Source organism: Plantibacter sp. RU18, from assembly GCF_050613355.1.
Taxonomy (GTDB): Bacteria; Actinomycetota; Actinomycetes; order Actinomycetales; family Microbacteriaceae; genus Plantibacter.
Genome location: NZ_CP159618.1, coordinates 2,785,214 through 2,809,160, shown reverse-complemented (window position 1 = coordinate 2,809,160; position 23,947 = coordinate 2,785,214). Strand labels below are relative to the sequence as shown.

Genomic DNA, 23,947 nt, shown 5'->3' with positions numbered 1-23,947 from the left:
GTGACCCGGAGAGGAGGTGCGCGTGTACCTGAAGAGCCTGACGCTCAAAGGGTTCAAGTCGTTCGCGCACCCCACGACCTTCGCGTTCGAGCGCGGCGTCACCTGCGTCGTCGGGCCGAACGGCTCAGGAAAGTCGAACGTCGTCGATGCTCTCGCCTGGGTGATGGGGGAGCAGGGGGCGAAGACGCTCCGCGGCGGCAAGATGGAGGACGTCATCTTCGCCGGCACCTCCACGAGAGGTCCGCTCGGCCGAGCCGAGGTGACGCTGACGATCGACAACGCCGACGGTGCGCTCCCGATCGACTACACCGAGGTGACGATCAGTCGCACCCTCTTCCGCAACGGTGGGAGCGAGTACGCCATCAACGGTGAGACCTGCCGACTCCTCGACGTGCAAGAGCTCCTGAGCGACTCCGGCCTCGGGCGCGAGATGCACGTCATCGTGGGTCAGGGCCAGCTCGATGCCGTCCTGCGTGCGACCCCCGAGGAACGCCGAGGTTTCATCGAGGAGGCCGCCGGCATCCTCAAGCACCGTCGTCGCAAGGAGAAGACGCTCCGCAAGCTCGAGGCGATGCAGACGAACCTCACACGACTCAGTGATCTCGCCGGCGAGATCCGCCGACAGCTGAAGCCGCTCGGACAGCAGGCCGAGATCGCGCGCGAGGCGCAGACCATCGCGGCAGTCGTCCGTGACGCACGTGCGCGCATCCTCGCCGACGACGTCGTCGGTCTGCGCCGCTCGCTCGACGAGCACAACCGTTCCGAGAGCGAACGCCACAGCGAGCGCATCGTCCTCCAGGAACAGCTCGAACAGTCCGAGTTGCGGATCGCGCGCATCGAGCAGGCGCAGCTCGGCGACGCGGTCGACGACGCCCGTCGGATCACCTTCGAACTGGAGAGCGTGCAGGAGCGACTCCGCAACCTCTACACGCTCGCGAACCAGCGCCTCGCGCTCCTGGGGTCACCGACGGAGTCCGCGTCCGCGCAGCCGCGCATCACGAAGCAGATGGTCGCCGACGCAGCGGCCGAGGTCGACGGGCTCCGTACGGCGGTCGTCGAGGCCGAGCAGGCGCTCCAGGACGCTCAGATCGCAACCCGGGCCAGGCGGAGCGCGCTCGACGCCGTCGACGTCGAGATCGCGGCGCAGAGCGCGCTGGTATCCCGACACGACCTCGAGATCTCGAAGCTCGGCGGTGTGGTCGATGCGGCCGCGTCGAAGCTCGCCGCGGTGCGCGGGGAGGCGCTGCGGCAACAGAACGCGATCGATGCGGCAGCACTGCGACTCGACGCGGCGAAGCACGAGTACGACGCGCTCGAAGACGATCCCGAGGTGGCGGACGCTTCGGACTCCGGACTCGACGAGGCCTACGAGATCGCCCAGCACGAGGCGTTCGAGGCGGAGGCAGAGATCGAGCGGCTCCGCGAGCAGCTTCACACGCTCGAGCGCGAGCGCGACTCCCTGAGCGCGAAGACGAGCGCACTCTCCCGTGCTCTCGACATCAAGACCGGTTCGGCCGAGCTCGCGGCGAGTGGCATCGACGGCATCGACGGGATCGTCGCAGACCACGTGCAGGTGAGGCCCGGGAACGAGGCCGCCATCGCCGCCGCGTTGGGCACGCTCGCCGAAGCCGCTGTGGCGGTCGATCGGGAGGCGGCCCGCGCGGCGCTCGCTCACGCGGCCGCCCACGACCTCGGCCGCGTCGAGATCGTCATCGCGCAGATCGACCGCCCAACCCCTGCCGCGCCGGTCGGTTTCCTCTCGGCGGCCGAGCTCGTCGACGCACCGAGCGGTGTCCTGGGCATCCTCGCGACGGTCCTCGTGGTCGAGTCTCTCGACGAAGCCCTGGCGGCCCACGACCGGCTCGGCCCGGCTCTCGCCGCGTTCACACTCGTCACCCGCGACGGGGCAGTGGTCAGTGACAGCACCGTGCGCGGCGGCAGCGGCGGTGCTCAGAGCCGGATCGAGCTGCTCGCCGAGCGGGACACAGCGGCCGAACGGCACGGTGAGGTCGAGTCCCTCATCGAGCGTGCGCGCTTCACGCTCGCCGAGCAGCGCGCCGTCCTGCAGCAGGCGAAGAACACGTCGCAGGCAGCGCTGACCGCACTCCGTGAATTCGACGCGAACCTCGCATCGCAGGCCGAACGCGTGAACCGGGTGACGGTCCGCTACGAGTCCGCCCAGGCCGAGCACGATCGCTTGTCGGTCGCTCGCATGACCGCAGAGGCAGCGGTGACCGACGCCGAGCAGGCGGTCGACCGGGCGAAGCTCGACGAGGAGACGGCGCGATCGCGCCCGCGGCCCATGCTCGACGTCTCCGCTCGGGACGAACTCTCGGCGGAACTGGACGCGGCGCGCGAGGAAGAGGTCCAGCGGCGTCTCCTCCTGGAGACGGCGCGCGAGCGGGTGCGGGCCGAAGAACTCGCCGTCGCGATCCTCGAACGCCAGCGCCAGGCGGATCAAGCGGCGGCAGAGGAAGCGGCTCGCCGCGCCGTGGTCCGAGCGCGTCAAGCCGCTGCGGCCACGGCGGTGACGGAAGCGCTTCCGCCGGTCCTCGACTCCGTCGACCGTTCTGTCGCGGAAGCGCGGGTCGCCTTGGCGGCGGCTGAAGCGACTCGGTCGAGCCGGAACGCGGAGCTGGTCCGGCTCCGCTCCGAGGAGAACACACTCCGTCAGCGCCTGCAGCTCGTGACCGAGAACGTACACGGGCTCGAACTGCAGATCTACGAGAAGAAGCTGCACCTGTCGAGCCTGCTCGAACGAGCGGGTTCAGAGCTCGGACTCGTGGAGGACGTGCTCGTCGCCGAGTACGGCCCCGACATCCCGGTTCCTGTCGACCCGCTGACCCCGCGAGCCGCTGCGCAGGTCGATGAAGCCGTGCCGCTCGATCACGACGACGATGACCGTGCGGAACAACAGCCGACGTCAGCCGGCCCGCCCGACCCGGCGGCACCGTCGACCGACGAGGACGACGCTGCGCGCGAGGTCCCCTCGGTGCCCTACGTGCGCGCCGAGCAGCAGAAACGTCTCGCGAGCGCCGAACGCAAGTACGCGCAGCTCGGACGGGTCAACCCGCTCGCGCTCGAGGAGTTCGCAGCACTCGAGCAGCGCCATCGTTTCCTCACCGAACAGCTCGCGGACCTCACGAGCACCCGCACGGACCTCTTGTCGATCATCGAGGACATCGACGGCAAGATGGAGGTCATCTTCGCCTCGGCCTTCGCGGATACGGAGGCGGCGTTCACGCAGGTGTTCCCGATCCTGTTCCCGGGCGGTACGGGCAGCATCTCGCTCACCGACCCCGAGCACATGCTCACGACGGGTATCGAGGTGTCGGTGAAGCCGGCCGGCAAGAAGATCGAACGTCTGTCGCTCCTGTCGGGCGGTGAACGCTCGCTCGCGGCCGTCGCGCTGCTCATCGCGATCTTCAAGGCCAGGCCCAGCCCGTTCTACATCATGGACGAGGTGGAGGCGGCGCTCGACGACGCCAACCTCGGCAGGCTCCTGACCATCTTCGAGGACCTCCGCGAGACCAGCCAGCTGATCGTCATCACCCACCAGAAACGCACGATGGAGATCGCCGACGCGCTCTACGGCGTCTCGATGCGGCAGGACGGTGTCTCGGCCGTCGTCGGTCAGCGCGTCGCGGAGGAGCGAGCAGGCTGAGTGCTCTTGCGTGGGGACCCGTGACTGGTCCGCCGACGGCTACGCTGAGTTCATGGCTGCACGCACACCCTGGTCGCTCTCCGGTGCCCTCAAGGGCATGTTCCAACGTCCGACGATCGATGAGACCACGTGGGAGGACCTCGAAGACGCACTGATCGGCGCCGACTTCGGACCAGACGTCACCGAGTCCATCGTCTCCGGTTTGCACGCCTCTGTCGACCGCTTCCGCACGACGGACCCTCGGGACCTCCAGCGCATGCTCCGCGAGGAGGTCGAGGAACGACTGTCCAAGTTCGACACGACGCTCAAACTCAGTGAGCGTCCTGCCGTCGTCCTCGTCGTCGGCGTCAACGGTGTCGGGAAGACCACGACCATCGGCAAGTTCGCGAAGTTCCTGCGCAACTACGACCGCAGTGTCGTCGTCGGTGCGGCCGACACCTTCCGAGCGGCCGCAGTCGAGCAGCTGGCCACGTGGGCTGATCGTGCCGGAGTGCAGATCGTGCGCCCGCAGCAGCATGGACAGGATCCAGCCTCGGTCGCGTTCCAGACGATCGAGTACGCGAAGCAGAACGGTACCGAGATCGTCATCATCGACACTGCGGGACGCCTGCAGACGAAGGGCGGGCTCATGGACGAGCTCTCCAAGATCCGTCGCGTCGTCGAGAAGCAGGCGCCCATCTCCGAGGTGTTGCTCGTCCTCGACGCGACCACCGGCCAGAACGGGCTCTCGCAGGCACAGGCGTTCATCGAGCACGCCGGCGTCACGGGACTCGTCCTGACGAAGCTCGACGGCTCTGCGAAGGGCGGTTTCGTGCTCGCCGTGCAGGAGAAGACGGGGATTCCGATCAAGCTCGTCGGTCAGGGCGAGGGCATCGGAGACCTCACCGGATTCACGCCGCACGTCTTCGCGCAGAACCTGGTGGGTAGCTGATGGCGATCGAACACGACTACTTCGGCATCATCGCGACCGAGCCCGGTGGCGGTGTCTACTGGTCGGACAACATCGACGTCGGTGAGCAGTCCGTCTCCATCTCACTCAGTGCGCCCGACGAGACAGACATCCCCGCCGACGCCCTCGATCTCGCTGCGGCGATGATCCTCGCGCTCGAAGGCTTCGATCTACGCTCGCGCGAGGCGATGCTCAGCGAGGTGGACGACCGCACGTCGGAGGTCACCGAGTACATCGTGCAGGCCGTCCACGAGCTGGGGGAGTCGCTCGAGGACGTCCTCGTCGACGAGTCCGGGGATCAGGACGTCGACGTGATCCGTTCGATGACGCTGCTGAGCGTGGGGTTCGCACCACACCAGCACGGTGGCGACGACGCGTTCGCCGTCTTCGAGTACTCGCTCGACGCCGACCAGCTGGACGGTGTCCTCATGGTCGCCTACAGCTCCGACGGTGAAGTGACCGGGGTCACGAGCGAGGACTGACTCTGGCCGGTCTCCTCAGACGAGAGGTCTCATACGGCCTGGGCGAAGCCCAGTGACGCGTTGGCGAGGTGACCCAGACCGGCTGGGAGTTCCCGCCCTTTCGCAGCCATCGACTGAGCCCACAGGCGTCCCGCACGGTAGGACGACCGCACGAGCGGTCCTGCGAGCACGCCGAGGAAGCCGATCTCCTCGGCTTCCTCCTTGATCTCGACGAACTCCTGCGGCTTCACCCACCGGTCTACCGGCAGATGCCGTGGCGTCGGCCGCAGGTACTGCGTGACGGTGATGATGTCGGTCCCGGCATCGTGCAGGTCCTGGAGGGCCTGGCTGATCTCGGCGCGATCCTCGCCCATTCCCAGGATGAGGTTCGACTTCGTGATGAGTCCTGCGGCACGTGCTTGGGTGAGCACGTCGAGCGAACGCTCGTACCGGAAGGCGGGGCGGATCCGCTTGAAGATCCTGGGGACCGTCTCGACGTTGTGGGCGAAGACCTCCGGCCGGGAGTCGAACACCTCGGCGAGGAGGTCGGGGTTGCCGGAGAAATCCGTCGCGAGGATCTCGACACCGGTCCCGGGATTCGTCTCGTGGATGAGCCGGACGGTCTCGGCATGGAGCCAGGCGCCCTCGTCTGGGAGGTCGTCGCGTGCCACTCCCGTTACCGTGGCGTACCGGAGCTGCATGCGCCCGACCGATTCGGCGACGCGGCGCGGTTCGTCGCGGTCGTAGTCGGCGGGCTTGCCGGTGTCGATCTGGCAGAAGTCGCAGCGTCGGGTGCACTGGGAACCACCGATGAGGAAGGTGGCTTCGCGATCCTCCCAGCACTCGTAGATGTTCGGGCAGCCAGCTTCCTGACAGACGGTGTGCAGTTCCTCGCTCTTCACGAGCTCCTGGAGCTTCCGGTACTCGGGTCCCATCTTCGCGCGGGTCTTGATCCACTCCGGTTTCCGCTCGATGGGCGTCTGGGCGTTGCGCACCTCGAGACGAAGCAGCTTGCGCCCACCGGTTCCCTCTGCCGCGTCGGGAGCAGGGCTTCCGCAGGTGCTCACGCGACCGCTCCGATCGCCGGGACGCCATGCCAGGTGGGCTGGAGCTCCGAGAAGATCTGGGAGACGCGGAGGGCGACGTCGGTCGGTGACACCGTCCTGCCGAGCTCGGAGCTGATCGTCGTCACGCCCGCGTCGCTGATGCCGCACGCGACGATGTGGCTGAACGGTTCCAGCTCGTTGCTGCAGTTCAGGGCGAACCCGTGGAGGCCGACACCGGCCTGGACGCGCACGCCGACTGCGCCGATCTTGGCGGCCTGGCCGCCTGCGACCGGGTCGACCCAGACGCCGGAGCGGCCGTCGATGCGCCGACCGGTGAGGCCGAGCTCACCGATGGTCCGGAGCATGACCTCTTCGAGGAGTCGGACATGGGAGACGACGTCGATCGGTTCGTGCAGACGCACGATCGGGTATCCGGTGAGCTGCCCGGGTCCGTGCCAGGTGATGCGGCCACCGCGATCGACCTCGACGACGGGTGTCCCGTCGTCCGGACGCTCGTGCGCGCGAGTGAGCTTGCCGGCCGTGTAGACGGACTCGTGTTCGCAGAGGATGAGCTGTTCGCGACCGGTGCCGGCCACCACGTCCTCGTGGATTCGACGCTGCAAGGCCCAGCCGTCCAGGTACGGCACATATGAGGGTGACAGGCCGGCGATCGTGAGCTGCGTCATGGCCGCCACGATAGCATTGTTGGACCGCGTACAAATACTCAATACCCGCGGTTCGCCGTGATCGACAGACCCGCTGGTCCGACTGCCCTAAACTGGAGGGATCATGGCAACGTTCGGCACACTCTCTGACCGCCTCGCGGATACGTTCAAGAACCTCCGCACCAAAGGCAAGCTCTCCGCGGCCGATGTCGACGGCACCGTCCGCGAGATCCGGCGCGCACTCCTCGACGCGGACGTCGCGCTCGACGTCGTCAAGGAGTTCACCGGGCGCGTGCGCGAGCGCGCCCTCGGCGACGAGGTGAGCAAGGCGCTCAACCCGGCGCAGCAGGTGGTGCAGATCGTCAACGACGAGCTCATCACCATCCTCGGCGGGCAGCAGCGGCGGCTCGAGTTCGCAAAGAAGCCGCCGACCGTCATCATGCTCGCGGGTCTCCAGGGTGCCGGCAAGACGACGCTCGCCGGCAAGCTGGCCAAGTGGCTCAAGAAGGACGGTCACACACCGCTGCTCGTCGCGTCCGACCTCCAGCGCCCGAACGCCGTCAACCAGCTGCAGGTCGTCGGCGAGCAGGCAGGCGTCCCCGTCTACGCTCCCGAACCAGGTAACGGCGTCGGCGACCCGGTCAAGGTCGCTCGCGACGGCGTGAAGTTCGCCGAGCAGAAGCTCTACGACACCGTCATCGTCGACACCGCAGGACGCCTCGGCGTCGATGCCGAGCTCATGAAGCAGGCGTCGAACATCCGCAAGGCCGTCGACCCTGACGAAGTGCTCTTCGTCATCGACGCGATGATCGGCCAGGACGCTGTCGCCACGGCGAAGGCCTTCCTCGACGGGGTCGACTTCACCGGCGTCGTGCTGTCGAAGCTCGATGGTGACGCCCGTGGTGGCGCAGCGCTGTCGATCGCCTCGGTCACCGGTCGCCCGATCATGTTCGCCTCCACGGGCGAAGGCCTCGACGACTTCGAGCCCTTCCACCCGGACCGCATGGCGAGCCGCATTCTCGACCTGGGTGACATCCTCACCCTCATCGAGCAGGCGCAGCAGAACTTCGACGAGGACGAGGCGCGCAAGGTCGCCGAGAAGTTCGCGACCGATTCGTTCACGCTCGACGATTTCCTGAAGCAGATGCAGCAGCTTCGCGGTATGGGCTCCATCAAGAAGATGATGGGCATGCTGCCCGGCATGGGGCAGATGAAGGAGCAGCTCGAGAACTTCGACGAGCGCGAGATCGTCCGCACCGAGGCGATCATCCAGTCGATGACGACGCTCGAGCGCACGAACCCGAAGATCTTGAACGGCTCGCGCCGACTCCGTATCGCCAAGGGCTCCGGCATGACGGTCACCGAGGTCAACGCCCTCGTGAACCGCTTCGAGCAGGCCGCCAAGATGATGAAGACCGTCGCCAAGGGTGGCGTGCCGAACATTCCCGGCATGGGCCCTGTACCCGGCGCGCGTTCAACTCGTCCGAAGGCGCAGGCCAAGAAGAAGGGCTCGCGTTCCGGCAACCCCGCGAAGCGTGCGGCCGAGAACGCTGGCGCCGTGGAGGCTCCGGCGGCGGCCAGCGGGGCAGGCTTCGGTCTCGGAGGAGGGGCATCGGCATCAGGGCAGTCCGCTCCGACAGAAGCCGAGCTCGCCGAACTCCAGAAGTTCCTGGGCCGCTGATCGTGGCTCCTGACGCCGAGCAGGCGTCGGCGCTAGGCTGAATCCGCCCGCGACCGTCGGGTCGATCGCGAGGGATGATGCGTACTGTGAAGTCGGCCGCGCTACTTGGTGCTGGGATCGTGACGGCGTTCGTGCTCGTCGGCTGCGCCGGCAGCGCTGGGAACGCGGTGCTCGGCACCTGGGGTGAGGGCACTGCAGCCACCGATCCGCACCTCGTCTTCTCCGACGACGGACGCGTCAGCGGCTCTGACGGCTGCAACAGCTTGACCGGCTCCTGGAAGGCCGATGGCGACGCCATCGTCGTCTCGGATGTTGCGACCACCCTCATGGCCTGCCCCGATGTCGACACCTGGCTCGGCGGCATCGCCCAGGCCACCCTGTCGGAGAGTGACGATCAGCTCACGGTCCTCGACGAGTCGGGTACGCAGATCGGTTCGCTCGACCGCGAAGACTGACGCGGCGGAGTCACTCGCTCGCTTGCACGCCGTTCCGAAGCTCTTTCGCGAGCGAACTGACGACGGCCTGCAAGCTGCCGCCGTTGGCGTGCGCGACGGCCAACTGGCGCTGGTAGCTGGCGCCGTGGCCGATGATCGTGTCGATGCTCGCGAGTTCGTCGCTGCAGCCGAGCCGACGGGCGATCGGGGCCAGTGTGTCGAGGAGGTCGTGGAGGTCGTCCGTGACGAGGCGTTCGTGTCCGGAGGAGTCGAGGATGATCTCCGCGTCCAGGCCGTACCGCGCGGCGCGCCACTTGTTCTCCCGGACGTACCACGGCTGCAGCGTCTGGAGGCGTTCCCCGGCGTCGAGGCGATCGGAGAGGTGTTCGGTCAGGCAATGGATGAGCGCGGCGAGGGCGGCGAACTCCCCGACCGTCGATGCGCCGTCGCAGGCCCGCATCTCCACCGTGCCCCAGTGTGGCGAGGGGCGGACGTCCCAACGGACCTCCGTGTGATCGTCGATGATACCCGTCACGGTCATGTCGTCCACGTAGTCCTCGAACTGCTTCCAGTCCGAGAGCTGATAGGGGAGCCCGGCGGTCGGTAGTTGCTGGAACATGAGCGCCCGGTTCGAGGCGTACCCCGTGTCCACACCGCCCCAGTAGGGACTCGACGCGGAAAGCGCCTGGAGATGGGGGAGGTAGGTGAGCAGGCCGTTCATGATCGGCAGCACCTTGTCGACGGTCTCGATGCCGACATGGGCGTGCACGCCCCAGATCATCATGTTGCGGCCCCACCACTGCGTGCGGTCGATGAGCTTGTGGTATCGCGGCTTGTCTGTGACCTGCTGGTCGTACCACTGGCCGAAGGGATGCGAGCCGCTGCAGATGAGCTCGACGCCCATGGGATCGGTGATCGCCCGGACCTCGGCGAGCTGGCCCTCGAGATCGGCGACCGCCTCCGGCACCGTGTGGTGGACGGTCGACACGAGCTCGATCGTGTTGAGCAGGAGTTCGTTGGTGATCTGGGGATGATCGCTTCCGTCGTCGCTACGCAGGGCGGCGAGGACAGTGTCGGCCACGCCGACGAGGTCGCCCGTGTCGCGGTCGACGAGTGCGACCTCCCATTCGAGACCGACGGTCGATCGCTCGGAGCTGGCGAACTCGATGGGCATTGGCGTCGACCTCCCACGGTGGCCCGGCCGGGTGCCGTGCGCAGCCCATCTTCACACGGGCGGTGGGGGTCTCCATGCATCCGTGTCCCCGGATTACCCAGATCGCCCGAGATCTGGCAGAATAGACAGTTGAGTCTGCGCGGAGTTCGACCCTCTATCCGACGCCCGCAGCACCACCACAGTTTTCGTACCGAGCGTGTGGCCCCACCTTTCGGTAGCGAGCACATCACAACATCACATCATTCAGGAGAATCGTGGCTGTCAAAATCCGTCTCAAGCGTCTCGGCAAGATCCGTGCGCCGTACTACCGCATCGTCGTCGCGGACTCGCGCACGAAGCGCGACGGTCGTGTCATCGAAGAGATCGGCAAGTACCACCCCACCGAGGAGCCCTCGTTCATCGAGGTCGACTCAGAGCGTGCGCAGTACTGGCTCAGCGTCGGCGCCCAGCCGACCGAGCAGGTTGCAGCACTCCTCAAGCTCACGGGCGACTGGGGCAAGTTCAAGGGCGACAAGGATGCCGTGAGCACCGTTCGCACCAAGGAGCCGAAGGCTCCGTTCGTCGCCGACGAGAAGAAGAAGCCCGTCCTGAAGCCGAAGGCCGAAGCCCCCGTGGCCAAGGCTGCTCCGGCCGAGGCCGAGGCTCCCGCCGTAGAAGCTGCTGAAGCAGAGCAGGCGTAGTCTTGCTCGCTCCCGCGCTCGAACACCTCGTCAAGGGGATCGTCGATCACCCGGATGACGTTCGCGTCACGGCACAGAACTCCGCCCGCGGCGAGGTCCTCGAGGTTCGTGTGAACCCCGAGGACCTCGGCCGGGTCATCGGTCGTGCCGGCCGCACAGCGAAGGCACTGCGCACCCTCGTGGCTGCTCTGGCAGACGGGCGCCGGGTCCGGGTCGACGTGGTCGACACGGACGCCGCCGGCGCCAGCGCCTAGGTGGCTGACGAGACGGAGCCCAAGACCCAACTGCGGGTCGGCCGGCTCACGAAGGCCCATGGCCTGAAGGGTGCCCTGAAGGTCGAGCTCTACACGGATGAGCCGGAGCACCGGTTCACCCCTGGCGCGACCTTCACCCTGCAGGTTCCGACCGGCTCGAAGTGGCGGGGGAAGACCCTCGAGCTCATCGAGCTGCGGTTCTACAACAGCCAGCCCGTCGCGTTCTTCGTCGGCATCACCGACCGGGACGAGGCCGAGACGCTCGTGAAGGCCATCCTCTGGGTCGAACAGGACCCGGCGGAGCTGCCTGCCGAGGAAGACGCCTGGTACGACCACCAGCTCGTCGGTCTGGCCGTCCACCGTGACGGCGTGGCCGTCGGTACGGTTGCCCGGGTCGACCACTTCCCGGCTCAGGATCTGCTGATCGTCAAGACGACCGACGGCGAGGTCATGGTCCCGTTCGTCAAGGCCATCGTGCCGACGGTCGACGTCCGCGCGGGCATCGTCACCGTCACACCGCCGACGGGACTCTTCGAAGAGCTCCCCGAGACGGACGACGAGTCGGATGCAGCGGCCGAGGCCGATGCAGGAGATGCAGTCGAGGACACCCCGACGGACGAGTCCGACGCCCAGGCGCCGGACGACTCGCCGGAAGAGCAGACCAAGGAGTAGTGCACCGCAGCGGCTTCAAGGCCGGTGCGGGATCGAGAACGGCGGGATCGTCAGCTGGAGACAGCTGCGATCCCGCCGTTTCGTCGTCCATCACACGCCAGCCGGCTGCTCGACGCGGCCGGAGTCGATCGTGCGTGCCAGAACGGCGGCGATCCGAGCGGTGCACCCGCCGCAGCCGGTGCCCGCTCTCGTCGCCTTCCCGATACAGGCGACGGTGCTGTTGCCTGCCTCTGCGGCCTCGACGATCCGCCCGACGGTCACGCCGTTGCAGGTGCACACAGTCATCGTCGGCGCGAACACGTCGACTGATGACGCTCCGGTCGCGTCCGGTCCGTCGAGCCGGAGGAGCACCGAGCGGTCGGCAGGGAGTTCGCTTCCGCTCTCGTAGAGGAGCGTGAGCTCGGCGGACGCTCGCGGCATTCCGACGCACACGAACGCCGTGAGGACGCCGCCGCGGGTGATCATCTTCACATAACGACCGTGATCCGGGTCCACCCAGGTCGAGATGCCGCGTGGTGCCGGAGCGTGCACACCGCAGTGCCCCTCGGTGACGGTTTCGGTGTCCCAGGGGTCCGGCTGGACGTCCCCGACGGCGACCACATCGATGCCATGCGCCTTGAGCGCAACCGGTGCAGCGCGTTCGCGTGGGGGAGGCCGGACCGCGTTGGAGCTGAGAAGCGGGCCTGCTTCGAGCAGGAGACGTTCCGCCAACCATTCGGCCTGCCGCCAACCCGGGCCGATGAGGCCGGACGGGCCTCCGGGGACGACCCGTGAGTCGCGTAGTTCACTCGTCGGCTCGAGAACGTGCGCGCAGTCGCCGATGGCGGAGATCCGGTCGTCGGACCAGCTGGTCAGATCCTCGCCGACGAGTACGCCTGCTCCGACGCGGAGCCCCGCGAGGACAGCAAGGTCGCTCCGTGCACTGACCCCGCACGACAGCAGCAGCAGATCGCCGGTGAGACGTTTGCCGTCCGCGGTGATGAGCGCGTCGAACCGTCGGATACCGCCCGTGTCGTGACGGTAGCCGATCGCCTCAGCGCGACTGTGCGCGACCACTTCGACGCCGGCCGTGCGGAGTGCGGCCGCGAGCACGGAACCACTCCCGCGATCCAGATTGCGCGGCATCGGTGTCGGCCCATGGTGGACGACGACGACCTCGGCGCCTACCCGACGCGCGGCGAGCGCGATCTCAAGGCCGAGGACTCCCGCTCCCAGGACCATGATGCGGCCCTGGTCGCGGACGACGGCGGACACCTGTGCGGCGTCGTCGAGGTCCCGCATGGCGCAGACTCCGGGCGGCAGTTCGTGGTCGGCGTGGAGAAGCGCTGCGCCGTACTTCTCGAGTGCGGGGAGGTCGCGTCTCCTCCGTTCGACTCCGTCGAGGGTCGGCAGGTTTGCCCGGGCCCCGGTGGCGAGGACGAGGCGGTCGTACAGCAGCGTCTCGCCCGTGTCGATCTGGACGAGCTGCTCGGCTCGGTCGATGCGCATGGCGGTGGCGCCTCGGAGCACGCGGACTCCTGTTGCTGCGAGGTCGGCGGCCGTCACCAGGGTCATGTCGTCGACGGTGGTCGCGCCGACTGCGTGCTCCGCGACCAGCACCCGGTTGTAGGCATCGGAAGACTCCTGCCCGACGACCGTCAGCGAGACGTCTCCCGAGGCGACACCTGGAGCGAGTTCCTCTGCGAATCGCGCGCCGACGGGTCCGAAGCCGATCAACACGACTCGGAGTGGGCGGCCGTGTGATCGCGTCATCGGGCTGCGTCTGCGGCGCGGCGGGCGTGGGTGACGCGGACGGGCCGGACCCGGACAACCGCCCGTTTGAAGTCCGGCATGCCCGAGACCGGATCGACGGCGTCCTGGGTCAGGAGGTTGGCTGAGGCCTCACCCGCGTAGTGGAATGGCAGGAAGACCGTGTCGTGGCGGATACCTGGGTCGATGTGGGCGCGTGCGGTGAGCACCCCGCGTGGGTTCGACAGCTCGACCGGCGCACCGTCGACGATACCCAGACGATCGGCCGTCGCAGGATGCAGCTGGACGAAGACGTCCGGTCGCGCTTCGTTCAGCTCCGGGACCCGTCGGGTCTGCGTGCCCGACTGGTAGTGCTCGAGCAGTCGTCCAGTGGTGAGGGTGAGGTCGTGTTCATCGTCGAGGACCTCGGGGGAGCGACGCGGATGCACCGCGACGATCCTGGCGAGACCGTCTTCATGTGCGAAGCGGTCGACGAAGAGTCGCGGTGTGCCGGTGCTCCCAGGACGGAACGGCCAGTGCGCCGCGATCCCCGTGTCGAGCAGGGCGTGGCTGAGACCGGAGTAGTCGGCGATGCCGCCGGCCGAGGCCCGTGCCAGTTCGGCGAACACGACCGCGGGCTCCAGGTCGAACCGGCCGGGCGCGCCGAGTCGTCGTGCGAGTTCGCGCATGATCCAGAGCTCACTGTGCACACCGGCCGGGGGCTCGGTCGCACGCTTGCGACGGAGGACGCGGCCTTCGAGCGAGGTCATCGTGCCCTCCTCCTCGGCCCACTGGGTCGTCGGGAGGACGACGTCGGCGAACTCGGCCGTCTCGGACAGGAAGAAGTCGCACACGACCAGCAGCTCGAGTCGGCGGAGGCGCTCGCGGGCGGTCTGGACGTTCGGAGCAGACACGACGACGTTCGATCCGTGGACGAGGAGCGCGTGCACACCGCCGGGTTCGCCGAGGCTCTCCAGCAGCGCGACGGCCGGGAGCCCTGGTCCCGGGATCGAATCCGGCGTCACGCCCCACACGGCGGCGACATGTCGCCGTGCTTCAGGATCGGTGATCTTGCGATACCCGGGCAACTGGTCGCACTTCTGTCCGTGCTCTCGACCACCCTGCCCGTTGCCCTGCCCCGTGAGCGTGCCGTACCCCGAGCCTGGACGACCTGGGAGACCGAGCACGAGGGCGAGATTGATCGCAGCCGTCACCGTGTCCGTCCCGTCGACATGCTGCTCGACGCCGCGGCCGGTGAGGATGTAGGTACCGCCGCACGCAGCGTCGGAGACCGCCAGCCTGCGTGCGACGTCTCGGAGGACCGGGACGGGGACACCCGTGACCGACTGCACGCGTTCCGGCCACCAGGCGCTGACACTGCGCCGGAGCGCGTCGACTCCGGTCGTCCGTGCTCGCAGGTATGCGTCGTCGGCGAGGCCCTCCGTCAGCACGATGTGGGTCAGGCCGAGCAGCAGGAGAAGGTCTGTCCCTGGAGCGGGTTGGACGTGGGTGCCTCGACCCTCATCGGTGAGTCGTGCCGTCGCGGAGCGGCGCGGGTCGACCACGATGAGTCCGCCAGCCGCTTGGGCGCCGGCGAGGTGACCGATGAAGGGTGGCATGGTCTCCGCCACGTTCGAACCGAGGATGAGGACGGTCGCTGCGTCGTCGAGGTCCGTCAACGGGAACGGGAGTCCGCGATCGAGGCCGAAGGCGCGATTCCCTGCGGCGGCTGCCGACGACATGCAGAACCGGCCGTTGTAGTCGATCCTGCTCGTTCCGAGTGCGATCCGAGCGAACTTGCCGAGCTGGTAGGCCTTCTCGTTCGTCAGACCGCCGCCGCCGAACACACCCACGGCGTCCGGCCCGTGTGTCGCGCGGAGCCGCAGGAGCGTCGCCGCGACGAGGTCGAGCGCGTCTTCCCAGCTCGCCTCCTGGAGCACGCCGTCCGGGTCGCGGATGAGCGGCGTCGTGAGCCTGTCGCGGCGGCCGAGGAGCTCCGCCGCCGTCCAGCCCTTCTTGCACAGTCCACCGCGGTTGGTGGGGAACTCCCGCCCGGCCACCTCGACCGGGAGTCTAGGAGGGGTCCCGTCCGTCGTCGTCGTGCGCGTGAGCGACATCGCGCACTGCAACGCGCAGTACGGGCAATGGGTGTCGGTCACCGCTGTGGCGTTACGGGTCATGCGCAGTCCTCTGATCGGTTCATCCGGTGCGGAGCAGCGATCGAGCCGCTCAGAGCCGCTGGCCGGCGAGCGAAGCATTGCGACGGAAGTAGACGAGGTACGTCAGTGCGAACAGGACGACATACGCGCCGACGAATCCGATGAAGGCCGAGAAGTAGTTGCCCGTCCGACTGTGGGAGAGGCCGAGGATCTGCGGGATGACGAAGCCGCCGTAGGCACCGATGGCCGAGATGAGTCCGAGCGCTGCAGCCGACTTGCGCTGCGTCGTGACGTCACCGCCGCTCCGGTGGGCGTCCTCGAGACCTGAGCGGGCGGCGAAGACGCTCGGGATCATGCGATAGGTGGATCCGTTCCCGACTCCCGCGGCGACGAAGAGGATCAGGAAGCAGCCGAGGAAGAGCCAGAAGTTCGCGAGCGGCAGCGTCCAGAGGACAGCGAGCGCACCGAGTGCCATGACGGCGAACGCGCTCATGGTGACGACGGCGCCACCGAACCTGTCCGCGAGGCGTCCGCCGAACGGACGCGCCAGCGAGCCGATGAGGGCTCCCAGGAACGCCAGCGAGATGGACGCAGAACCGACCGCGAACGTCGAGAAGCTCGGGAACTGGTCGGCGATGAGTTTCGGGAACACACTCGCGAAGCCGATGAAGGATCCGAAGGTGCCGATGTAGAGCAGGGCCAACAGCCAGAGGTGCGGTTCGCGGAGCGCTGCTGCGGAGCCGCGCAGGTCTGCCTTCGCCGAGGAGAGGTTGTCCATGTACCGGTAGGCGCCGAACATCGCCACGAGGATGAGCGGGACCCAGATCCATCCGGCGAGGCTCAGGTTGAGTGTCGCCGCAGCGCCGATGGTGACGGCGATCGGGACGACGAACTGCGCGACTGCGGCGCCGAGGTTGCCGCCGGCAGCGTTCAGACCGAGGGCCCAACCCTTCTCGCGCTGCGGGTAGAAGTAGGTGATGTTCGACATCGAGCTCGCGAAGTTGCCACCGCCGAAGCCTGCGAGACCGGCGACCACGAGCATCACGCCGAACGGCGTGTCCGGGTTCCCGACGCAGAGTGCGAGTGCGATCGACGGGATGAGGAGGAGTCCGGCCGAGATGATCGTCCAGTTGCGTCCGCCGAAACGGGGGACCATGAACGAATAGGGGAAACGTAGCGTGGCACCCACGAGACTCGGCATCGAGATGAGCCAGAAGGTCTCAGCGGTCGAGAAGGAGAAGCCTGCCGTGGGCAGCATCACGACGACGATGCTCCACAACTGCCAGACGACGAAGCCGAGGAACTCGGCGAAGATCGACCACCGCAGGTTCCGGCCGGCAATGGTGCGGCCCTCCCGCTCCCAGAACGCGGTGTCCTCCGGGTTCCAGCCGTCGATCCATCGTCCTGGGCGGTGTGTGAGTGCGGTGGCCGTTCCGGTCGTCGGAGCGGTTGTCGCGGCTTCGAGGTTCGTGGTCATGGCTGCTCCGAGCGGTCGGTGAAGCGGGACGGGACGTCTGCTGTCTCCGAAGCTACCGAGGCCGTGTTTCGAGACCTGACGAGCCAGGTAAACCCTGGGTCACCGCTTACTCACAGCGGTCGAGGGACGTGGTGAGACCGTTGCCGGGGCGTCGGCGCGACAACGTGTCGCGGCTCGCTCCGGCTCGGATCGGGCGCAACGGGCATGGCCGATCTCGCGGTCACACGTCGAGACGGTAACCGCGCTTGACGATCGTGTTGATGAGTCCCGGGACGCCGACGGCCTGGCGCAGTCGGCTCATCTGCACCTCGAGTGCGTGATGGTCCGCCGCGGCAGGCAACGCATCGACCAGAGCGCTCCGGGACAGCACTGCACCGTTGGCCCGCACGAGCGCACGGAGAAGGGCGAGCGAATTCGGCGGAAGCCGTACCCGCGACCCCGGAAGCTCGACGATGGCGCCGCGGATTGCGATCGCGCCGTGCAGTGTCTCTGCGCGCAGGATGGCATGCTGCTCGAGGTGTTCGCACAGGAGCCGGATCAGGGCACCCATCCGGAAGCGTTCGGGCACGATCGGCTCGATGCCCTGGGCGAGCAGGGGGGCTGCCGTCACCGGGCCGACCGCTGCACAGAGGATGTCGCGTCGGAACGCATCCACGACGGCGTCCTCCTGCCCAAGCGCTTCAGCGGCGGTGAACAGTGCGACGACCGAGGGTGCACTGGTGAAGGTGACGGCGTCGAGCGACCCGTTCACGATCGCCTCGACGAGCTTGCGTACGCGATCGTCGGTCGCGTCCGGGTCGGTCCACCGGTACGGCGCGACGGTGTGCACCTCGTCGTGCACTGCCCGCAATCGATCGAGCTGGCGTTCGTCGGTGTAGCCGTGCAGCTGGACCGCCACTCGGCGGCCAGCGGGGTAGTCGGCCATGACCTTGTCGACGAGGGACGCCGTGGTCTCACGGTCACTCATCCCGACGTCGTTCAACCCTGCAGCGCGGATGGCACCGCGGGCCTTCGGACCGCGGACGAGGATCGCGGTGTCGACCAACGCCTCGACGAGTTCGTCGCCGAGGCCGGCGGCGTCGGCCACCTCGAACCAGCGGCGGACTCCGTACGAGGTGGTGGCCAGGAGGATGTCTGGACGCGCGGCGATGATGTCGCGGGTGTCGTCGATGAGCGGCTCATCGTGCTGGGCGTGGGCGATGCGCAGCGTCGGCGCGTGCACGACCGTCGCGCCACGGCGCTCGAACGCGTCGATCAGGTCCTGTGAACGGCGGTCGCTCGTGACACCGATCCTGAAGCCTTCGAGCTGGTCGGCGCGGAAGCCGGGCACGGGCGTCGTGCTATCGGCGCCGGCGTCTGGACCACCGCTTGACGCGCCGGGCCGTTCGTCGATCACGCCAGGGCCGCCAGACGCTCGGCTCGTTCCATGAGCGCGTTTGCCTCCGCGTCACCGTCGAAGGCGAACGAGACGACGTGGCCGATGATGATGACGGCCGGCGATCGGACCGCGGCGGCGGCTGCGACATGCAGGATCGAGCCGAGATCGGCGATGGTCGTGCGCTGAGTCTCACTGAAGCCACGTTCGACGATCGCGACGGGGGTTTCTGCTGCCAGGCCCGCGGTGAGCAGCCCGTTGCAGATGGACGGTAGGGTTCCGACGCCCATGAGCACGACGACGGTCCCGCCGAGCCCGGCAAGGTGCCTGTGTTCGTCGTCGCTCAGGGGCGCGTGCCCGCTGACGACGGTGAAGAGGTGGCTGAGGTTGCGGTGCGTGAGCGGGATGCCGGCCGCCGCCGGGACAGCGATCGAGCTCGAGACGCCCGGGATGACACGCACGGCGATGCCTGCGCGGTGACAGGCGAGGACCTCTTCGCTTCCGCGTCCGAAGACGTACGGATCGCCACCTTTCAACCGGACCACGACGGAGCCGTCGAGTGCGTGCTGGACCATGAGGGCTTCAATGCCCTCCTGGCCGATCGGGTGGTGGCCGGGGCGTTTGCCCACGTCGACCAGGAGCGCGTCGGGCGCGAGTGAGGCGAGGGTGTCGTGTGGGGCGAGCCGGTCGTAGAGGACAACCTCGGCTTCGCGGAGGGCTGCGACGGCCGCGACGGTCAGGAGTTCAGGGTCTCCCGGCCCGCCACCGACCAGCGTGACCCTGCCTCGTCCTGCCATCTACGCGCCTTCCCTCAGAGGAATCGTAGGCCCTGTGAGGTAGACGGCTTCGCCGCGCTCGACCTCATCACTCGTGGCAGGCCGGTACTGGCCGCGCTCCGCGACCCTGGCGAGCCGTGGTTCCGCTGTGCCCGGTTCATTCACGAACGACCGGAACCTGCGCAGACGCTCGGGATCGGCGAGCGTCGCCGCCCACTCATCCTCATAGCCATCCACATGATCTGCCATCGCCTGTTCCAACTCGGCACCGAGACCGAGCGAGTCCTCGACGACGACCTCGCGGACGTGGTCGAGACCGCCGTCGATGTCCTCCATCCACCGCGCGGTGCGCTGGAGTCGGTCTGCCGTGCGGATGTAGTACATGAGGTAGCGGTCGATGTAGCGGATCAGTGTCTCGTCGTCGAGGTCGCCGACGAGCAGCTGCGCGTGCGTCGGCTGAAATCCGCCGTTGCCGCCGACGTACATGTTCCACCCCTGTTCGGTCGCGATGATGCCGACGTCCTTGCCTCTCGCCTCTGCGCACTCGCGCGCGCAACCGGAGACGCCGAACTTGAACTTGTGTGGGGCACGCAGGCCGCGGTATCGCAGTTCAAGGTGCACGGCCATGCCGACGGAGTCCTGGACGCCGAAGCGGCACCAGCTCGATCCCACGCAACTCTTGACGTTGCGGAGCGACTTGCCGTACGCCTGGCCAGACTCGAATCCTGCGTCGACGAGGATGCGCCAGATGTCCGGGAGCTGTTCGAGCCGTGCACCGAACAGGTCGATGCGCTGACCGCCGGTGATCTTCGTGTAGAGGCCGTAGTCGGTCGCGACCTGCGCGATGACGGCGAGCTTCTGTGGGGTGATCTCACCGCCGGGGATACGAGGGACGACCGAGTATGTCCCGTCCTTCTGCATGTTCGCGAGCGCGCGGTCGTTGGTGTCCTGCAGTGCGCCGCGGCCACCGTCGAGGATGTAGCCGCCCTGCTGGCTGGCGAGGATGGATCCGACGACCGGCTTGCACACGTCGCAGCCGCGACCCGTACCGAATCGCTCCATGATCTCGTCGAACGAGGTGAGACCGAGGACGCGGATCGTCTCGAACAACTCTTGGCGGGACAGCTCGAAGTGCTCGCAGAGTGCGTGGGAGACGGCGATGCCCGACTTCGTCAGCTCGGTCTCGAGGATCTTCTTCACGAGTGGGACGCACGAGCCGCACTGGGTTCCGGCTCGTGAGCACGTCTTCAGCGATCCGAGCTCGGTGCACGCCTCGCCATGGACCCCGTTGATCGCATCGCGGACGGTGCCCGCAGTCACGGCATTGCAGGCGCACACCAGTGCTGCGTCCGGTAGCTCGTCGCCGGCCGGTGCGTCTCTGCCGGAGGCCGACAGATATGCGGCGGGTTCACTCGACAGCTCACTGCCGAGCAGCGGACGAAGCGATGCGTAGGGGGAGGCGTCGCCGACGAAGATGCCGCCGAGGAGGGTCTTCGCATCGTCCGTCATGACGAGCTTCTGATAGAGGCCGCGAGCCGGGTCGGCGTACACGATCTCCAGACTGTGCTCGGTCGTCGCGAGCGCATCACCGAAGCTCGCGACGTCGACGCCCGACAGCTTCAACTTGGTGGCGTCGTCGACGGTCGTGAATTCGGCGGACCCGCCGAGGAGGCGGTCCGCGGCGACTTCAGCCATCGCATTCGCCGGAGCCACGAGCCCGGTGCAACGTCCTTCGAAGTTCGCGACCTCGCCGATCGCCCAGATACCGTCTGCAGATGTCCGGCAGTCGGTCCCGATGACCACTCCGCCCCGCTCGCCCAGGTCGAGTCCGGCATCCAGCGCAAGCTCGTCCCGGGCACGGATGCCGATGGCGAACACGACGATGTCCGCCGCGGTCTGCTGGCCGCTGGAGAATCTCACCCCGGACACCGCGCCGTCCTCGCCGACGATGATGGACCGCGGCCGCGTGCCGAGATGGAGGTCGATCCCCTGACCCGTGATGATGCGGCCGAGAGCTCGGCCCGCCCCCTCGTCGAGTTGCGCCGACATGAGCCAGGAACCGGAATGCACAACGCTCGATTCGGCACCCAGGCGTGCAGCGCCGCCGGCCGCCTCGAGCCCGAGAAGTCCGCCGCCGGCGACGATCACCCGAGCCGGCCTGCCCCGAGACTCGCCGATGCGGGCGATCTCCGACACCAGCAGATCGACATCGTCGAGCGTTCGGTAGACCATCGCATGCTCGAACCCGCCGATCTCGGGCACGGGAGCGGCGGACCCGGTCGCCAGGACGAGCTCGTCCCACTCCACGACGCGTCCGAGGGAGGTGAGGACTGTGCGCATCTCACGATCGATTCGCTCGGCGCGTTCGCCGAGCAGCAACGACACATGCTGCTCGCTCCAGACCGCCGAAGGGGTGAGGGTGAGGTCGACCGTGGCGTCGTCGAGTCGTTTGCTCAGCGCTACCCGGTCATACGGTCGGTGCAGCTCCTCGCAGATGACCGTCACATGCATCGACCGACCCCCGTCCCGGCTGTGCAGCGCGTCGACGAGACGATGAGCGGCCGGTCCGCCACCGATCACGACGATGCGGCGAAGGGGGACGGCAGGAGTGGGATCGATCATCATGGGCCTCCTCGGCTCGTGTTCCAGCGAGCGTACTGAGCGGGCGTTTCCGGACGGTTGCCTCTGTGTGTCCCGGCCGGGTCGAGGAGCACACACTCGTCGAGAGTGGATGTGAGGTCGGTTTCACATCGTGGAAACACCCGGAGTGCTCCCAGGAAACAACGCGCCCGTACCGTCGGAGCACCGACGGACGACCAGGAGGCCGACGATGAGCATCACGATGCAGGACGACACGGGACGAACGGCTCTCGCCGACTGGCGGCGAGTGTGCGCCATCGACGAGCTCGAGCTCTCTTGGGGCGAGGTCGCCCTCCTCCGCGCCAGACAGGTCGCCGTCTTCCGCGTCGGTGCCGGCGAGGTCTACGCCGTCGACCATCGTGACCCGGACACTTCTGCACCGGTGATGGCCCGCGGGATCGTCGGCTCCCGCGGGGAACGACCGACGATCGCCTCCCCGCTCCACAAGCAGGTGTACGACCTCGGCACCGGAGAGTGCTTCACCGACCCGAAGCTCTTCCTGCAGACGTTTCGGACCCGCATCGTCGGCGGTTTCCTCGAGATCGAACTCGGAGAGGACGCATGACCCTCCTCGACCCCATCCTGCCCATCCGAGGTGTCCGAGCGCGCACGGCGACCGTGCCGGCGCTCGCCGCAGTCTCGCATGGCACGAGCTGTCCCGTCGGGCAGGCGTCGGTCGCTGCGCTCGTCGCTGCCGTCGCCGAGAAGCGCCGAGACCTGCACGTCACCGGCGGCTTCGTGGACGTCCAGCAGCCCGACGTGCCGGCAACGCTCAGGTCCATCGCTCCCGAGCAGCCAGCCGTGGTCGTCCCTCTCCTGCTTTCCGCGGGTTTCCACGTGCACGTGGACCTGGTGGAGGACCTCGAAACGACGGACCGCCCGACCGCGCTCGGACGTGCCTTGGGCCCGGACGATCGGCTCGTGGCCGTGCTCGCGCGCCGCTTGGAGGCGTTGCGCGTCACTCCCGACGACCGCATCATGCTCGGTGCCGCAGGTTCGACCGATGCGCGGGCGGTCGAGGACTGTTTCGACATTGGTCGTCGACTGGAATCGCGGTTGCGTGTGCCGGTGACCACGGCGTTCGTCTCCGCGGCGCAGCCATCGGTGCCCGATGCCGTCGCAGCCGCGAGGAGTGGCCGACCTCGCGGGCGGATCATCGTCGCGACGTATCTGCTTGCCCCCGGCTACTTCGCGAGCCTCCTCGAGCAGGCGGGTGCAGACCTCGTCACGGCTCCGATCCTGCATCCCGGCGAGGCACCGGACCCTGGCATCGTCGAGCTGGTCGTCGACCGCTACGAGGAAGCACTGCAGCTGCTCGGGGCCTGAACGCGGACAGCCCGCCGTGATGAGGCGCCCGGCGCTGCGCGAATAGACTGCTCGTCATGCGCATCGACATCGTCACGATCTTCCCGACCTTCTTCGATGCCCTGGACCTCTCGCTGCTCGGCAAAGCGCGCCAGACCGGTCTCATCGAACTCGGCATCCACGATCTGCGCGACTCCACTCACGACCGCCACCGCACTGTCGACGACACTCCCTACGGCGGCGGCGCAGGGATGGTCATGAAGCCCGAGCCATGGGGGGAGGCACTCGACGGCATCCTCGGTGATGACACCGAGCACGAACCGCTCGTCATCTTCCCGTCGCCCGCCGGCGAGGTCTTCACCCAGTCCATGGCGCGAGAACTGGCGCTGGAGCCCCAGCTGGTGTTCGGCTGCGGCCGATACGAGGGCATCGACCACCGGGTGTTCGAGCACACGGCGAGCCGTGCCCGGGTGAAGCTGGTGAGTCTCGGCGACTACGTCCTGAACGGCGGAGAGGTCGCTGTGATGGCGATGATCGAGGCCATCGGCCGTCTGGTCCCCGGTGTGGTCGGCAACCCGGAGAGCCTGGTCGAGGAATCGCACGAAGACGGACTGCTCGAATATCCGAGTTACACGAAGCCTGCCGAGTGGAGGGGACTCGGGGTCCCACCAGTCCTGTTGAGCGGCAACCACGGCGCGATCGCTGGCTGGCGTCGCGAACAGCAGATCCTACGGACTCGCGAGGTCCGCCCGGACCTGCTGCCGACCGACTCCTCGGAGAGCTGAGACCAGGCCTGCGCGATTAGGC

At 67.8% G+C, this 23,947-nt stretch carries 20 protein-coding genes; 11 read left to right on the top strand and 9 right to left on the bottom strand.

The genetic code is table 11. The features are described from left to right. Positions 1-22: 22 nt before the first annotated feature. The 3 genes from ABMA10_RS13470 to ABMA10_RS13460 are packed head-to-tail and all read left to right on the top strand — an operon-like array spanning position 23 to position 5,095. The gene (locus tag ABMA10_RS13470) at positions 23-3,664 is read left to right on the top strand and encodes a chromosome segregation SMC family protein (protein WP_431030616.1); all 3,642 of its coding nucleotides are present in this window, start codon (positions 23-25) and stop codon (positions 3,662-3,664) included. A 52-nt stretch (positions 3,665-3,716) separates the two neighbouring features. After that, on the top strand, positions 3,717-4,595 hold the full coding sequence (ftsY, locus tag ABMA10_RS13465) for a signal recognition particle-docking protein FtsY (protein ID WP_347868975.1): 879 nt from the start codon (positions 3,717-3,719) through the stop codon (positions 4,593-4,595). Beyond that, positions 4,595-5,095 carry a DUF2004 domain-containing protein gene (locus ABMA10_RS13460; RefSeq protein ID WP_347868976.1) on the top strand — a complete coding sequence of 167 codons (501 nt, stop codon included), beginning with the start codon at positions 4,595-4,597 and terminating at the stop codon, positions 5,093-5,095. The genes ftsY and ABMA10_RS13460 overlap by 1 nt, the downstream gene beginning before the upstream one ends. Before the next feature lie 29 nt (positions 5,096-5,124). On the opposite strand, the gene lipA is transcribed toward ABMA10_RS13460, so the two are convergent. Next, entirely contained in the window at positions 5,125-6,141 is a 1,017-nt protein-coding gene (lipA, locus tag ABMA10_RS13455) for a lipoyl synthase (protein ID WP_347868977.1), read from the bottom strand. Then, the gene (gene lipB / locus ABMA10_RS13450) at positions 6,138-6,818 is read right to left on the bottom strand and encodes a lipoyl(octanoyl) transferase LipB (RefSeq protein WP_347869173.1); all 681 of its coding nucleotides are present in this window, start codon (positions 6,816-6,818) and stop codon (positions 6,138-6,140) included. The genes lipA and lipB overlap by 4 nt, the downstream gene beginning before the upstream one ends. 91 nt (positions 6,819-6,909) lie before the next feature. On the opposite strand from lipB, the gene ffh reads away from it, so the two are divergent. Then, positions 6,910-8,466 (top strand): signal recognition particle protein, encoded by a 1,557-nt coding sequence (gene ffh, locus ABMA10_RS13445; RefSeq protein WP_347868978.1) that lies wholly within the window; start codon positions 6,910-6,912, stop codon positions 8,464-8,466. Between the two features lie 74 nt (positions 8,467-8,540). Then, entirely contained in the window at positions 8,541-8,921 is a 381-nt protein-coding gene (locus tag ABMA10_RS13440) for an META domain-containing protein (protein ID WP_347868979.1), read from the top strand. 10 nt (positions 8,922-8,931) lie between these two features. On the opposite strand, the gene ABMA10_RS13435 is transcribed toward ABMA10_RS13440, so the two are convergent. Further along, positions 8,932-10,074 carry a glutamate--cysteine ligase gene (locus tag ABMA10_RS13435; protein WP_347868980.1) on the bottom strand — a complete coding sequence of 381 codons (1,143 nt, stop codon included), beginning with the start codon at positions 10,072-10,074 and terminating at the stop codon, positions 8,932-8,934. A gap of 254 nt (positions 10,075-10,328) precedes the next feature. Here ABMA10_RS13435 and rpsP point away from each other — a divergent pair, with 254 nt between their 5' ends. Genes rpsP through rimM form a run of 3 tightly spaced genes read left to right on the top strand, consistent with a single transcriptional unit; the run spans position 10,329 to position 11,680 of the window. Further along, positions 10,329-10,754 (top strand): 30S ribosomal protein S16, encoded by a 426-nt coding sequence (gene rpsP, locus ABMA10_RS13430; protein WP_347868981.1) that lies wholly within the window; start codon positions 10,329-10,331, stop codon positions 10,752-10,754. Between the two features lie 2 nt (positions 10,755-10,756). Continuing rightward, positions 10,757-11,008 carry an RNA-binding protein gene (locus tag ABMA10_RS13425; RefSeq protein WP_347868982.1) on the top strand — a complete coding sequence of 84 codons (252 nt, stop codon included), beginning with the start codon at positions 10,757-10,759 and terminating at the stop codon, positions 11,006-11,008. Beyond that, a complete protein-coding gene (gene rimM / locus ABMA10_RS13420; RefSeq protein WP_347868983.1) occupies positions 11,009-11,680 on the top strand; it encodes a ribosome maturation factor RimM in 672 nt (223 codons plus the stop codon). 90 nt (positions 11,681-11,770) lie between these two features. Here the strand turns inward: rimM and ABMA10_RS13415 are convergent, their stop codons facing one another. The 6 genes from ABMA10_RS13415 to nirB form a co-directional block, all read right to left on the bottom strand. Next, positions 11,771-13,432, bottom strand: coding sequence for an FAD-dependent oxidoreductase (locus ABMA10_RS13415; protein ID WP_347868984.1), 1,662 nt, complete (start codon positions 13,430-13,432; stop codon positions 11,771-11,773). Then, positions 13,429-15,588, bottom strand: a complete 2,160-nt coding sequence (locus tag ABMA10_RS13410) for a molybdopterin oxidoreductase family protein (protein WP_347868985.1) — start codon at positions 15,586-15,588, stop codon at positions 13,429-13,431. Before ABMA10_RS13410 ends, ABMA10_RS13415 begins: the two co-directional genes overlap by 4 nt. Before the next feature lie 49 nt (positions 15,589-15,637). Beyond that, on the bottom strand, positions 15,638-17,044 hold the full coding sequence (locus tag ABMA10_RS13405) for an MFS transporter (protein ID WP_347868986.1): 1,407 nt from the start codon (positions 17,042-17,044) through the stop codon (positions 15,638-15,640). Between the two features lie 220 nt (positions 17,045-17,264). Beyond that, positions 17,265-18,374, bottom strand: a complete 1,110-nt coding sequence (locus tag ABMA10_RS13400; RefSeq protein WP_347868987.1) for a uroporphyrinogen-III synthase — start codon at positions 18,372-18,374, stop codon at positions 17,265-17,267. Between the two features lie 62 nt (positions 18,375-18,436). Beyond that, positions 18,437-19,216 (bottom strand): uroporphyrinogen-III C-methyltransferase, encoded by a 780-nt coding sequence (cobA, locus tag ABMA10_RS13395; RefSeq protein WP_347868988.1) that lies wholly within the window; start codon positions 19,214-19,216, stop codon positions 18,437-18,439. After that, on the bottom strand, positions 19,217-21,820 hold the full coding sequence (gene nirB, locus ABMA10_RS13390; RefSeq protein WP_347868989.1) for a nitrite reductase large subunit NirB: 2,604 nt from the start codon (positions 21,818-21,820) through the stop codon (positions 19,217-19,219). A 205-nt stretch (positions 21,821-22,025) separates the two neighbouring features. Between nirB and nirD the strand changes: the two genes are divergently transcribed. From nirD to trmD, 3 genes are read left to right on the top strand one after another with little or no spacing between them, the layout of a single operon-like run. Continuing rightward, entirely contained in the window at positions 22,026-22,400 is a 375-nt protein-coding gene (gene nirD, locus ABMA10_RS13385) for a nitrite reductase small subunit NirD (protein WP_347868990.1), read from the top strand. Then, positions 22,397-23,161, top strand: a complete 765-nt coding sequence (locus ABMA10_RS13380; RefSeq protein WP_347868991.1) for a sirohydrochlorin chelatase — start codon at positions 22,397-22,399, stop codon at positions 23,159-23,161. The genes nirD and ABMA10_RS13380 overlap by 4 nt, the downstream gene beginning before the upstream one ends. Before the next feature lie 56 nt (positions 23,162-23,217). Further along, a complete protein-coding gene (gene trmD / locus ABMA10_RS13375) occupies positions 23,218-23,925 on the top strand; it encodes a tRNA (guanosine(37)-N1)-methyltransferase TrmD (protein WP_347868992.1) in 708 nt (235 codons plus the stop codon). The last annotated feature ends 22 nt before the right edge of the window (positions 23,926-23,947 follow it).

Bases quoted from the DNA above. Each gene is read 5' to 3' on its own strand.
- trmD (WP_347868992.1), top strand. From the start codon at position 23,218: ATGCGCATCGACATCGTCACGATCTTCCCGACCTTCTTCGATGCCCTG.
- ABMA10_RS13410 (WP_347868985.1), bottom strand. From the start codon at position 15,588: ATGACCCGTAACGCCACAGCGGTGACCGACACCCATTGCCCGTACTGC.
- ffh (WP_347868978.1), top strand. From the start codon at position 6,910: ATGGCAACGTTCGGCACACTCTCTGACCGCCTCGCGGATACGTTCAAG.
- ABMA10_RS13405 (WP_347868986.1), bottom strand. From the start codon at position 17,044: ATGACCACGAACCTCGAAGCCGCGACAACCGCTCCGACGACCGGAACG.
- ABMA10_RS13435 (WP_347868980.1), bottom strand. From the start codon at position 10,074: ATGCCCATCGAGTTCGCCAGCTCCGAGCGATCGACCGTCGGTCTCGAA.
- cobA (WP_347868988.1), bottom strand. From the start codon at position 19,216: ATGGCAGGACGAGGCAGGGTCACGCTGGTCGGTGGCGGGCCGGGAGAC.
- ABMA10_RS13415 (WP_347868984.1), bottom strand. From the start codon at position 13,432: ATGACGCGATCACACGGCCGCCCACTCCGAGTCGTGTTGATCGGCTTC.
- nirB (WP_347868989.1), bottom strand. From the start codon at position 21,820: ATGATGATCGATCCCACTCCTGCCGTCCCCCTTCGCCGCATCGTCGTG.
- ABMA10_RS13440 (WP_347868979.1), top strand. From the start codon at position 8,541: ATGATGCGTACTGTGAAGTCGGCCGCGCTACTTGGTGCTGGGATCGTG.
- ABMA10_RS13380 (WP_347868991.1), top strand. From the start codon at position 22,397: ATGACCCTCCTCGACCCCATCCTGCCCATCCGAGGTGTCCGAGCGCGC.
- ftsY (WP_347868975.1), top strand. From the start codon at position 3,717: ATGGCTGCACGCACACCCTGGTCGCTCTCCGGTGCCCTCAAGGGCATG.
- nirD (WP_347868990.1), top strand. From the start codon at position 22,026: ATGAGCATCACGATGCAGGACGACACGGGACGAACGGCTCTCGCCGAC.
- ABMA10_RS13460 (WP_347868976.1), top strand. From the start codon at position 4,595: ATGGCGATCGAACACGACTACTTCGGCATCATCGCGACCGAGCCCGGT.